This window comes from Stenotrophomonas sp. S39, assembly GCF_016624665.1.
Classification (GTDB): domain Bacteria; phylum Pseudomonadota; class Gammaproteobacteria; order Xanthomonadales; family Xanthomonadaceae; genus Stenotrophomonas.
In genome coordinates this window covers 35,577-48,631 of sequence record NZ_JACVTT010000012.1, presented here as the reverse complement: position 1 = coordinate 48,631, position 13,055 = coordinate 35,577, and the positions used below count along the sequence as shown (strand labels likewise).

General features: G+C 63.0%; 6 protein-coding genes. 2 read left to right on the top strand and 4 right to left on the bottom strand.

The features are described 5' to 3' along the window. Nucleotides 1–309 precede the first annotated feature (309 nt). Complete coding sequence (locus IAE41_RS05610) at nt 310–1,242, top strand: SUMF1/EgtB/PvdO family nonheme iron enzyme (protein ID WP_325166983.1); 933 nt, start codon at nt 310–312, stop codon at nt 1,240–1,242. Between the two features lie 48 nt (nt 1,243–1,290). Here the strand turns inward: IAE41_RS05610 and IAE41_RS05605 are convergent, their stop codons facing one another. After that, nucleotides 1,291–2,904 (bottom strand): hypothetical protein, encoded by a 1,614-nt coding sequence (locus IAE41_RS05605; protein ID WP_200732392.1) that lies wholly within the window; start codon nt 2,902–2,904, stop codon nt 1,291–1,293. 313 nt (nt 2,905–3,217) lie between these two features. Between IAE41_RS05605 and IAE41_RS05600 the strand changes: the two genes are divergently transcribed. Further along, entirely contained in the window at nt 3,218–4,153 is a 936-nt protein-coding gene (locus tag IAE41_RS05600; RefSeq protein WP_325166982.1) for an SUMF1/EgtB/PvdO family nonheme iron enzyme, read from the top strand. 51 nt (nt 4,154–4,204) lie between these two features. On the opposite strand, the gene IAE41_RS05595 is transcribed toward IAE41_RS05600, so the two are convergent. The 3 genes from IAE41_RS05595 to IAE41_RS05585 all read right to left on the bottom strand — a co-directional run bounded on the left by IAE41_RS05595 (nt 4,205) and on the right by IAE41_RS05585 (nt 12,932). Continuing rightward, complete coding sequence (locus tag IAE41_RS05595) at nt 4,205–7,297, bottom strand: DNA repair protein (protein ID WP_200732390.1); 3,093 nt, start codon at nt 7,295–7,297, stop codon at nt 4,205–4,207. A gap of 27 nt (nt 7,298–7,324) precedes the next feature. Beyond that, nucleotides 7,325–10,132: a type VI secretion system Vgr family protein gene (locus IAE41_RS05590; RefSeq protein WP_200732389.1), complete on the bottom strand. Its 2,808-nt coding sequence runs from the start codon at nt 10,130–10,132 to the stop codon at nt 7,325–7,327. A gap of 445 nt (nt 10,133–10,577) precedes the next feature. Continuing rightward, complete coding sequence (locus IAE41_RS05585; RefSeq protein WP_200732388.1) at nt 10,578–12,932, bottom strand: GH92 family glycosyl hydrolase; 2,355 nt, start codon at nt 12,930–12,932, stop codon at nt 10,578–10,580. Between the last annotated feature and the right edge of the window lie 123 nt (nt 12,933–13,055).

Below are 13,055 nucleotides of genomic sequence, written 5' to 3'. Positions count from 1 at the left end.
GCTGCTTTCCTGCCTGGTGCCCAAGCCGAGCGCGGGCTCGGCTCTACAGATTCCTCCACCGGGCATGGCCCGGCGCTACCGTGACGACTTTGACGCAGCGCGCACCGCATTGGTAGAGCCGAGCCCATGCTCGGCTGCTTCTGGCGCGGTGTCTGAGCCGAGCATGGGTAAGGCACTACAAGATCCGGGCGGCGGACAGCCTCAGCCGCCACGTGTGATGCCCCCCGCATTGCTACGCTGATTCAGTCCTTCCAGAACTGATCGGTGCTTTGAATGCCGCCTCTTCGATCCGCGCTTCTGAAATCCCTTGTGCCAGCAGCGTTTCTACTGACCGCTTGCCAGGGTCCCGCGCCGAAAAAGCCACGAACGCTCTCTCCCGAGCTCACCGCGCGCATCGAAGCATTGTCGCAAAAGACCCAAAAAGACCTCGTGGAGGTGGAAGGCGGCACCTTCATCATGGGTGACTTCGGTCCCATCGATCCGCGCGCAGAGATGCCTTACAGCAGTGACCGCAACGATGACGTGCTGCGCGAGGTGACACTAAGCAGCTACGCAATTGGTGCCAAGAAGATCACCTACGCCGACTTCGACGTCTACACCGACGCCACGGGGCAGCCGCGAACGGCGCAGTGCCCGATGGATCTGGAGTACAGGAACATACAGGACGACCTACCGGTCGGCGTGAGCTGGGAAGCTGCACAGCAATACTGCGGATGGGTGGGAAAATTGATCGGCAGGAAGATGGAGCTGCCAACAGAGGCGCAGTGGGAATACGCGGCGCGTAATCGGGGCCAGTTTGTTATTTGGCCCACCGATGATGGTAGCGTCGACGATGGTCGCAATGTTGGTGACTACAAGACGCTCCGAGCGTATGCGTCCAAGCATGGCTACACAATCGGCCCAACGCCGCTGGGTCAGTACCCGCCCACCCCGCTGGGCCTGTACGACATGATCGACCATGGATATGAGTGGATGTTCGACTGGTATCAAGATCCCTACGACATTTCCGACACACGAGACCCGCGCGGGCCCCTACATGGCAATGAAAAGGTCCAGCGGAGCCACAGCGATCAAGGAGGCAGCTCCCTCTTCATCGTATCGATGACATTCACTCGATTCAAACGCTTTCCGAACCCAGCTCCGAATCCATTACTCGACGACAGTGAAATACATCTCTTCAACCCCAATAGCCGAAACAGGTTCCGATGTGCATCCCCCACCTATCCAAGTCCGACGAGGTAATCCGACCATTTATCATCACACCGTCAGCTAAGGATAGACGCGCTTTGGTTAGGATTTGCTGTCGGACGTGCCAACTTTAGCGGCCGTAGCGATGGCTCGTCGATCCTGATCCAATGGATTGAGGTAGCCATCATCGAGGCTCGCGAAGGTAGGAGCCTCCCTCCCGTCAAGCGCCAGAAGTGTATCGACATCCATCATCTGCAGGCCTGCCAGCTCATACCCCTTGGGGAAGCTACTCAGCAATCTGTTGCGATGGGCAAGGAACTGTTCAAGGTAGCTATTTCCAAGCTGGCCCGAAGGCGCTTCGCCCTCCGCATTGATTGGATCAATCACCTGGCCTTTTAGATCATCGGACAACGAAACACCGTAGTTCAGGAATCTAATTACATCGCCCTCAAGCTTGCCTGGCTTTTCAGCACTGAGCTCGCCTACAGCGGTCATGTGCTGAAACATGGCTTCCCACTCACTGGCCAGAGTGACGCCCCTAATCACATGGATCACTGCCTTCTTGTGATCAGGAAGGTAGTGCAACTGGGGATCGAGCACCCCATCGATATCGGCTGAATTCTGCGTGTGCGTCATCCAATTGTGGCGAGTGATCGCGTAGAGAAGCAACCCACGAGTCATAGGAGTGGCATACAGAAACCATGTCCCACTACCGTTGGATGGACTCGCTGCGACAGAGTTGATGCGCCGCACCAGCTCAATTCTATTTCTCGCCACGTTAATTCCTTGGGTCATCGCTTTCACTTTTTCATGAGCCTCATCAATGCTCCCGGTCAGATACTCTGCTATCGCGCCATTGCGGGAAAAGACTAAGAACACGACTTGCGAGAGATACTCTAGAACTCCATCTGCAAAGAACAACAGCTCTTTAAACCCAGCATGCGCCAACTGGTAATACACCCACTTGGCGAACTCCAGCATCCCCTCCACGCCCACCACGAAATCCAGCGACCCTCTGCAGCCAATGCCCAGGCACAACCGCGCACTGACCTTGATCCTGAACCTCCCGTCCGCGTAATACACATACAGCTGCGCCTTGACACCCGCCCCTGCAGAACCGGCCAGACCCTGGCTCAGCTTCGCAAGCGTCACCGGCTTTCCCTGCTGCGGCGGCAGCCACTGCAGCTCGCCCGCAAGCGTCAGACCCGCTTCGACACCCACAAACGCCTCGGCGTTCACCTGCATACCATTCAGGCTCTTTGGCGGCTTCTCGCCCACCGCCGCCATCACGAAGCGCCCCGACGGCTTGCCATCCTTGTCCGGCGGATCGCCCATGTCAGCCCGGGGCATGCCCCGCACAATGTCGAAGCTGGGCACAAAACTGTCATCACGATCGCGCGGCTGCGCCTCAACCTTCACAGCGCCGCGATCAATGGTCACGCCAGCAGCGCCCATCAAGGCACGCTTCATTCCGGCAAAGCCATGCAGCTCCAGCGACATCTGGAACACGATCGTACCCAGGTCGATATCGCCGTAGCGCTGCATCCACCCCGTGCGCGAAGGAATCGACCACGTATGTACGGCCTTTGCTTCAAACAGCGCCAGTTTGTAATGCGCGCTTGCTTCGCCTTTCTGGCGGGCGGCGCTGCCCACAGACATCGCGCTGTCACCCGCCCGCGTCGTCACGCCCACATCCACGTGGGTGGGCACGTTCATCACTCTTGCGGCTGTAGCTCTCAAAGGTGATCACTTCGACCATGTCGGCCTTTCGGGCAAAGTTTCCAGTGAGCATTGCCGCTGCACGGCCCTCGGACATGCCCAGGGTTTACCCGACCTGAGCCAGCGTGGCACCTACAAGCTTCGATGCACTGCATAGCGAATCCCCCGCCCAATCAGCGGCTTTGGCTTACGCCCCTCACACGTCATGAGTGTCACACCCATACCTGTGGTTGCTAGGCTGATTCAGTCCCTCCAGAACTGATCGGTGCTTTCAATGCGACCACTTCGATCCGTGCTTCTGAAATCCCTTGTGCCAACAGCGTTTCTACTGACCGCATGCCAAGGCCCCGCGCCGAAAAATCCCCAAACGCTCTCTCCTGAGCTCACCGCGCGCATCGAAGCATTGTCGCAAAAGACCCAAAAAGACCTCGTGGAGGTGGAAGGCGGCACCTTCATCATGGGCGACTTCGGCCCCATCGACCCGCGCGCAGAGATGCCTTACAGCAGTGACCGCAACGACGACGTGCTGCGTGAGGTAACGTTGAGCAGCTACGCAATTGGTGCAAAGAAGATCACCTACGCCGACTTCGACGTCTATACCGACGCCACGGGTCAGCCCCGAACGGCACAGTACCCGATCGACCTGGAGTACAGAAACATACCGGACGACCTACCGGTCGGCGTGAGCTGGGAAGCTGCACAGCAATACTGCGGATGGGTGGGAAAATTGATCGGCAGGAAGATGGAGCTGCCAACAGAGGCGCAGTGGGAGTATGCGGCGCGTAACCGGGGCCAGTTCGTCATCTGGCCAACCGATGATGGCAGCGTCGATGATGGAAGGAACGTTGGGGACTTCGAGACAATCGGTCGCTACGCCTCTCAGCATGGCTACACAATTGGCCCAACCCCGTTGGGTCAGTACCCACCCACTCCGCTGGGTCTGTACGACATGATCGATCATGGGTTTGAGTGGATGTTTGACTGGTATCAGGATCCCTACGACATATCCGACACACGAGATCCGCGCGGACCTGCGCATGGTGAGGAGAAGGTGCAGCGAAGTCATAACAGTCGTGGGGGGGACTCGCTCTTCATCGTCTCTATGACATTTACTCGATTCAAACGCCATCCAAATCCTGGCCCGAATTCGCTGCTCGAAGACAAGGACAAACACCTCTTTAACCCCAACAGCCGAAACAGGTTCCGATGTGCATCCCCCACTACTCAGGCTGCGAAGGATAGGTGATCGCGCGACTGTTCCTCACGACACCCTCAGCCATGAGCTGAGGCGTCGTGGTCAGGATGTGCTTTCGGACGTTCCAGCTATCGCGACCGTAGCGATGGCTCGTCGCTCATGACCAAGCGGCTGGAGATAGTTCATATCGAAGCTAGCGAAGGTAGGAGCTTCCCTGCCGTCAAGCGCCAGAAGTGTATCGACATCCATCATCTGCAGGTCCGCCAGCTCATACCCCTTGGGGAAGCTACCCAACAAACTGTTGCGATGGGCAAGGAACTGCTCAAGGTAGATGTTCCCAAGTTGGCCCGAAGGTGCTTCACCCTCCGCATTAATGGGATCAATCACTTGGCCTTTTAGATCATCGGACAACCAAACACCGTAGTTCAGAAATCTCATCACATCGCCCTCAAGCTTACCTGGCTTTTCATCGCTGGGCTCGCCTACAGCGGTCATGTGCTGAAACATGGCTTCCCACTCACTGGCCAGAGTGACGCCCCTAATCACATGGATCACTGCCTTCTTGTGATCAGGAAGGTAGTGCAACTGGGGATCGAGCACCCCATCGATATCGGCTGAATTCTGCGTGTGCGTCATCCAATTGTGGCGAGTGATCGCGTAGAGAAGCAACCCACGAGTCATAGGAGTGGCATACAGAAGCCATGTCCCACTACCGTTGGATGGACTCGCTGCGACAGAGTTGATGCGCCGCACCAGATTAAATCTATTTTTCGCCACGTCAATTGCGCGGATCATCGCCTTTACTCTGTACTGAGCCTCACCAATGCCGCCAGTCAGGTACTCAGCGATGGAACCATCTCGGGAGAAAACCAAGTACACAATCTGGGAGAGATACTCCAGAGCCTCCCCCGCAATGAACAACAACTTCCTGAATCCAGCATGCGCCAACTGGTAATACACCCACTTGGCGAACTCCAGCATCCCCTCCACGCCCACCACGAAATCCAGCGACCCTCTACAGCCAATGCCCAGGCACAACCGCGCACTGACCTTGATCCTGAACCTCCCATCCGCGTAGTACACATACAGCTGCGCCTTGACACCCGCCCCTGCAGAACCGGCCAGACCCTGGCTCAGCTTCGCAAGCGTCACCGGCTTTCCCTGCTGCGGCGGCAGCCACTGCAACTCCCCCGCAGGCGTCAGCCCCGCCTCAACACCCACAAACGCCTCGGCGTTCACCTGCATGCCATTCAGGCTCTTTGGCGGCTTCTCGCCCACCGCCGCCATCACGAAGCGCCCCGACGGCTTGCCATCCTTGTCCGGCGGATCGCCCATGTCAGCCCGGGGCATGCCCCGCACAATGTCGAAGCTGGGCACAAAACTGTCATCACGATCGCGCGGCTGCGCCTCAACCTTCACAGCGCCGCGATGAATGGTCACGCCAGCAGCGCCCATCAAGGCACGCTTCATTCCGGCAAAGCCATGCAGCTCCAGCGACATCTGGAACACGATCGCACCCAGGTCGATATCGCCGTAGCGCTGCATCCACCCCGTGCGCGAAGGAATCGACCACGTATGCACGGCCTTCGCTTCAAACAGCGCCAGTTTGTAATGCGCGCTTGCTTCGACCTTGGCGCTGAGCTTGCGGTGCAGGGGATCCCACTCGGCCTGCGCGCTGGCCCCGGCGCCTGCCACAAACCGCAACCACTGCGCGGAGGTCTCCAGCGAATAGGTCTTCGACTCGCGCACAAGGTCGGAGAACTGATTCCCACCCAGCTCGATCAGATCGAACTGGATGTTCGGCGCCTTGACGTTCCGGCCGATCTGGCCCTTGATCGTCATCAGCGACTCTTTGAACTTGCGTGAATCGAAGTTCTCGAAGGCCGAGCCTTTCTGGCGGGCGGCGCTGCCCACGGACATCGTGCTGTCACCCGCCCGCGTCGTCGCGCCCACATCCACGTGGGTGGGCACGCCCATCACCCGACGGCCTTTGAACTCATCGTATTTGAACCGCGGCAGGTAGTTGCGGCGAAGGCCTACCTCCTGCTGTGGCTCGCCATCATCCTTGCGGCTGTAGCTCTCAAATGTGATCACTTCAACAAGATCGGCCTTCCGGGCAAAGTTGCCGTTGAGCATCGCCGCCGCACGGTCCTCGGCCATGCCGAGGTTCTTCTCCGCCTGGGCAATCGCTTCCAGGCTGCGGCCGGCAAGCGCCTCCTCCAGCTGCCAGCGGGCGCGCGGTACGGCGGAGAGGCTGCCTTCGATGGAACGCGAGACCTCACGGAACTCCTCCCAGACCTCGGGTGTCAGCAGCAGAAATTCTTCGTCGGCCGCGTTCAGCAGCGCCGGCACACTTATCTTCCCGGCCAGCTCCAGTGTGGCACCTTCGCCCGGCCCGCTCACAACGGCATGCATCTTCACCGGCACCACCGGCACCAGGCGGGGCTGCCCCACGACCCGTGGCTCGGACAGGCCACTGCGCAGCTCGCTCCGGCTGCCCGGCAGCGTGAACACCAGCCGTAGATCTGATTCGCAGAAGATGCGCGGGGTCATCCCCTGCAGGTCCGTTACGCCACGCACCACCTGGCCGTGCACATCGCGGGCGATGACTTCAGCCCCCTTGCTGTCGCGGCGGTAACCCACGAACGCGGCCCCCGGCACCGGTGTTGGCGGATCCTGCCGCTGCAGCTGCAGCTGGTGGAACGGCCGCAGCCGCAGCCTCCGCACCTGCAGCGCAGGCCGCATCGACGCGTCGGCATGTGGATCCTCGCTCCACGGCCCCAGCTGCGCGGGCTCAAGGCAGTCCGGGTGCAGCAACGGATCGGTCCACTCGCCGCTTGCATCATCGCGGACCTGCAGGTGGTATCGATGTTCACTCTGCGGCAGGAGCACGCCCTGCCCGGGACCCGCAGCGGCATCCTGCACGTTTCGCCGCGGCCAGGGCAGCTTCAGGCCGGCTGGCCCGGCCCCGGGGTGCGGCCAGCCTTTACGCCAGTCAGGGAGGACCGGTGGCGCTGGGGTGGGTGCACGCTCGGGCAGTATCACCCGATCCGTATCGCCGTGGATGTCGGTCCTGCCGGACGCCACGATAGTGAAGCCATGCAGCACATCGCGGATGCGATAGGTGACGCCCGCACAGGGCACGACGTTGCCATGCCCGTCATGGCGAAACAGCGTGAACTTTCCAGAGCTCATGTTCCAGATTCCTTTCTTCCAACGTGATCAGCTATCGCCTGCGTCGCGCAGGTAGCCCTCGTGCCGCTCGTCATCCACGAACAGGCCCACCTTCTCCGGTCCGTCGGTGACAACTTCCTGGGTAAACCCGTTGCCATCAGTCGTTCCGCTCAGCCAGCGGCCATCCGGCAGCTGCATCGAGTAGGCCGCCCCAGCCAGTGGCGCGCCTGCGTGATCGCGCACCAGGAAGCGTGCACGGCAAGGCGCAATACCCAGCGTGCGCAGCGGATAAGCAAGGGACGCCGGGCCGATGAAGCTGTGCTGGCCCGCATGGACCGTCAGTGTTCCCGGGCAGCTGAACTGCAGGTTGCCCCCTTCCATGCGCAGGCTGGCGCCGCCCTCTACCTGTACGACCAGTGCACCTCCAGCGGCCAGTTCTACCGCCGCATGCGCGCTGGACAGGCGCTGTGACTGCCGAGACTGAAGCTTCACCGCGTCGCCCTGCGCCTGGATCTCGACAGGCTGCTCACCGGCGGCGATGGTCAGGCCGGACGGACCGCCGGATGCCGAAGTGGCGGCCGACGCCAGGACGCCGACCGACTGTGCCGCGTGCAGGCGCGCGTGGCCCATGACGACCGCGTGTGCAGCACCGCCGGCACCCAGGACCACGTTCTGCCCTGCCTGCCAGAACAGCCCCTGCCCCGCCACCACTGCCTGCAGCGGCGCGACCATGCCCAGCAGCGGTGCCGTGCTGTGGGGCACGCCACCGGCTGTGTCGCCGGCGGCGGCGCACGCACGGGCGAAGCCATCGGCCGCGACCACGCCCGCTGCCGCTTGCCGCAGCGGTGCCAACGCAGGCGAGGCATGCAACCCTCCGGTGCCGTGCAGCACAGCGCTCTGCCCAGACGCAGCGGCCATCGCCCCACACTGGGCCAGCAGCGCGCCTGCCTGCGCTGCCGTACCCGCCGGTTGGCCACGCCCTGACGGATGGGCACCGAGCCACAGCCCGCGCTCGCTGCGCACCACGCCCGCTGCATCGCTGCGCAGCTCGAAGCCCTGCCCACGCAGGCTGCCGCGATGATTCCCGCGCTGGTGGATGACGTGGCCCAGGTTCAACTGGGTGGCCGCCTGTGTCGTCGCCAACTGCAGGCGGAGCTGGTCGTCCGTGTCGTCGAACTGCAAGGTGGAGCCACCCTCACCGCCCCATTCGCGGGAGCTGAAACCCCAGAGCGCACCGGGATGGCGATGCGCCTGCGCGCCCTCACCCGCTGCGTGCCAGACCGGTGCGTTTCCACCGGCAAGGTTGCCGGTGCCGCCGACGCGCGTATCGCTCGCCTGCGCATGCAGCGATGGATCGTTCTCGCCGCGCCCGTTGTACAGGGCGCCCAGTACGATCGGGCGTTGCACATCCCCCGCCAGGAAGCCCACCAACACCTCCTGGCCGACGCGCGGCAGGAACTGGCTGCCCACGCCCGGGCCTGCAAACCGCTGTGCAACGCGCAACCATGCGCTGTGCGCCGGCTTGCCCGCTGCATCCATCAGTGGAAAGCGCACGCGGATCCGCCCGAGGGCGTCGGCGTACACGCGATCGCCTACGGCTGCTCCGCCGCCCTCATCGGCACCGATCACGATGGCCGTCTGCCGACCCACCACCTGGGCTTCACTCGCCGGGTCTGGCGTGGTTGGACGCCAGGGACGCTGGCGGTCAACAGCATGGAAGGCGGCGGCATAGCCGAGCTGCTGTGCATGGCGCTGCAGTTCGGCAGGCAGGAACCCGTCACTCTGCAGCGCCTCCACCCAACGCTGCGGGAGCAGCCGATCTGGCAAGGTATTGGCGCCGGCATGCTCCAGCGAAGTGATCAGAAGTTCGGGCGTGTGGTGCGGCGACCATTGGCTGATGGCTGACCACCTGCCTGCGGCCAGGCCTCGCACTGTCGCAATGCCCTGCCACCCATGCCGATCCGCCTCGTGGCGCTCAACCGCAAGGACGGCGCGCCGCTCGCCTTCTGCGCGTGATTCGAAGCCCAGCGAGCCGCACGCCAGATACTCCTCGAAAGACGAACTGCCGCCGCCATCCACCGGCAACTGCACGGCCAGCGTGCGATCCTGCCGATAGTCATCGCTGACCATGCTCAACCGGTGAGGGCCCAGCCGCACGCGCCGGGCCAGGTGCAGCACGCTGTCCTCCTGCTCGGCCGCGTCGCCGCGGTGGAAGCGAAGGCCACCGCCACGTGCCGAAACCGCGTGCTGTGGCAAGGCCACGCTATCGAAGAACAGTTCGATTCGATGCAGTGCGGGCGCCTCCGCATCTGCCTCGACACGCCAGCCAATGCCCTCTTCGGCCAGCAGGCCGGCGACAAAATCCATATCGGACTGGCGATACTGCACGCAGTAGTGACGCGGCGGCAGCGCGTCCAGGCAGGCCCGCGCATCGCCGCTCCAGCGCCAGCGGGCAAGCGCTGGATGGCCGGCGAACACGGCATCCACGATCTGGCGGACGGTTGCATCGCGGAAAACACGACTGTTCCGTTGCTGCGCCAGCCACCACGTCCATGCCGCCAGGCGAATGCGGTAGCGGGTGAAACCGCGATCGCAGTCCAGCCGACACACCTCGCGTACCAGGCCGACCCGCTGGATGTCGCGCCCCTGCGCATCGCGGGTGGACAGCGTTGCGGGCCGGCCCAGCCACGCTTCGCAGGCAGGGTCCGCGTGCGCCGCGAGTATGTCGACGTGGTAATCCAGTCCTTCGGACAACGCTTCGCGTCCGCGCCAGCGCTCCACCAGCAGAAGGCCCGCGCCAGGCAGTTCAAACCGGTGCAGCAGCGCTGCATCCTCATGCGCTTGCAACGTGTGCATATGGCTTACGCCCTGTGCACCACCCTGGCGCACTTCTGTGCGCAGGACCCTAGCAAGGGGTTGGCCGAGGAAAAATCAGACGATTACGAAAATGACCTCAGGCAGCCAGAGAACATGATTGCGTCACGGTTTGGCCAGCGAGTTGTATGGCCGGGACGTAACGTGCGGCCAACAGCAGGTGCTGATTGCGACACGGAAGGTGGCACCTGCGCAGCGCGCATCGCTTTGGTAGAGCCGAGCCCTTGCTCGGCTGCTTCTGGCGTAATGCCCAAGCCGAGCGTGGGCTCGGCTCTACAGGCTCGGTCGCCGGGCGTGGCCCGGCGTTACCGCTACCGCGTTGCCTCAGCGCGCACCGAATGGGCTCGGCTGCTTCTGGCGCGATGCCCAAGCCGAGCGTGGGCTCGGCTCTACAGCTCGGGCGCCGGGCATGGCCCGGCGCTACCGGCTACGGCTTCGACATCGAATACGGCGCCTGCGCACCCTGCCCCGGCCATGCCTTGTTCGGCTCGGCCTGCATGGTGAAGGTCAGCTCGCCACCAGCCAGGATCTCGTCATGGCGCAGGAAGGTGCGCTGCAGCGGCTTGCCGTTGAGGCTGACACTGCCCACGTAGGTGTGCTTGTCGTCCAGGCCGTTGGCCACGATGGTGAAGGTCTTGCCGTTCGGCAGGCGCATCGCGGTCTTCGGCAGGAACGGGCGGCCCAGGATGTATTCGCCCGAACCCGGCGCCACCGGGTAGAAGCCCAATGCAGTGAACACGTACCACGCCGACATCTGGCCAACGTCATCGTTGCCGGCCAGGCCATCGGGGCGATCGGCGTACTGCGTGTCCATGATCTGCTTCAGGCGTGCCTGGCTGCGCCAGGGCTGGCCGGCATACGAGTACAGGTAGGCCACGTGGTGGCTGGGTTCGTTGCCATGTGCATACCAGCCGATCAGGCCGGTGATGTCTTCCATGTGCTCGAAGATGGACGGATCCACCTTGGCGTTGAACACCTCATCCAGCCGCGCCAGCAGCTTGTCGCTGCCACCATGCGCTGCCGCCAGGCCGGCCACGTCCTGCGGCACGTACCAGGAATACTGCCAGGCGTTGCCTTCGGTGTAGTCGGTGCCGTAGCCGCTGGCGCTGGGGTCGAACGGCGTGCGGAAGCTGCCGTCACGCTTGCGCGCACGCATGAAGCCGGTGTCCTTGTCGAACGCATTGCGCCAGTTGCCGGCGCGCTTGTCGAAGGTGCTGGCCACGTCGGCCTTGCCCATCGCCTGCGCCATGCGCGCGATGGTCCAGTCGTCGAAGGCGTACTCCAGGGTCTTGCTGGCAGCCTCGCCTTCCTCATCGATGGGTACGTAACCCAGCTCGCGGTACTGCGCGATACCATCGTAAGGGCCGTAGTTCGCCGTCTCGACCATCGCCTTCAGTGCCTTGTCGGCATCGAAGCCACGGATGCCCTTCACGTAGGCATCGGCGATCACCGGCACCGCGTGGTAGCCGATCATGCACCAGTCTTCCAGGCCATGGAACGACCATACCGGCAGCATGCCGTACGGGCTGTGGTCGTGGTGGGCCAGCATCGAATTGATGAAATCGCTGTTGCGCTTCTCCGGCTGCACCAGGGTCAGCAGGGGATGCAGGGCGCGATAGGTATCCCATAGCGAGAACGTCGAGTAGTTGGTGTAGCCCTCGGCCTTGTGAACCGCATTGTCGGCGCCACGGTACTGGCCGTCGGCATCCATGAACAGCGTCGGGCCCAGCAGGGTGTGGTACAGCGCGGTGTAGGCGCTGCGCCGTGCATGCTCCGGCGCGTCGATGTCCAGCACCGACAGCGCCTGCGTCCACTCCTGCTTCGCCTGTGCGCGCACGCGGTCGAAATTGAAGTCGGCCACCTCCGCATCAAGGTTGGCGATCGCACCGGCCTCGCTGACCGGCGAGATGGCGACCTTGACGATCAGCGGCGCATCGAGCTTGCCGAAGTCGAACGTGCCGACCAGCTGCCGGCCCTCGATCTGCGCCCGCTGCGCCGGGTCCTTTTCGCCAGGGGGCGCGAAGCCCTTGTAGACGATGTCCTTCTCGGTGTTGTGCAGCTCGTGGCTGGCCAGCGGCCGCGAGAAGCGCATGGCGAAGTACAACTGGCGGCCCGCTGCCCAGCCCCGCGTTTCGCGGAAGCCGGTCACGGTGCCATCGTCACGCACGCGCACCCGCGACCACAGGATCTTGCCCGGGTAGTCGTACATGCTGGTGCGCATGTCCAGCAGCATCTTCGCGTCGGTGCCCTTGGGGAAGGTATAGCGATGCACGCCCACGCGGGCGCTGGTGGTCAGCTCGGCGCGCACCTTGTAGTCGTCCAGGGTCACGGCGTAGTAACCGGGCTCGGCCTTCTCGTCGTCATGGCGGAAGCGCGAGGCGTAGCCACTGCGCGGCTTCTCCGGGTCACCGCGCTCCAGGCCCGGTTCGCCGGTGAACGGCATCACCAGGATGTCGCCCAGGTCGGAATGGCCGGTGCCGGAGAAATGCGTATGCGAGAAGCCGACGATGCTGCTGTCGTCGTAGCGGTAGCCCGCTGCCCAGCCATAGGCCTTCTCGCGCGGCTGGATACGTGTGTCCGGGCTGAGCTGGACCATGCCGAAGGGCACGGTGGCACCCGGGTAGGTATGCCCTTCCCCGCCGGTGCCGATGAAGGGGTCGACCGAGGCATAGGCCTTGTCGGCGGCGGACTTCGGCGTGGCGGCCGTGCCCACGCCGGAGGCGAGCATGGCGGTGGCGGCGACGGCGATCAGGAGGCGACGGTCCAGCAGGGGCATCGGCATTTGGATCGATTCAGGTGGTGGTCAGATCCTAGCACCGGCGCGGCGCCCAGACATGTTGCGCTGCAGCTGAACAGACTTAAACGCGGCAACAATTGTCCTGATTAGTTTGCAAGTTTTTTTATT

What these genes read in the sequence shown, in the direction of transcription:
- IAE41_RS05585 (WP_200732388.1), bottom strand. Translation starts at nt 12,932, where the DNA reads ATGCCGATGCCCCTGCTGGACCGTCGCCTCCTGATCGCCGTCGCCGCC.
- IAE41_RS05595 (WP_200732390.1), bottom strand. Translation starts at nt 7,297, where the DNA reads ATGAGCTCTGGAAAGTTCACGCTGTTTCGCCATGACGGGCATGGCAAC.
- IAE41_RS05590 (WP_200732389.1), bottom strand. Translation starts at nt 10,132, where the DNA reads ATGCACACGTTGCAAGCGCATGAGGATGCAGCGCTGCTGCACCGGTTT.
- IAE41_RS05605 (WP_200732392.1), bottom strand. Translation starts at nt 2,904, where the DNA reads ATGAACGTGCCCACCCACGTGGATGTGGGCGTGACGACGCGGGCGGGT.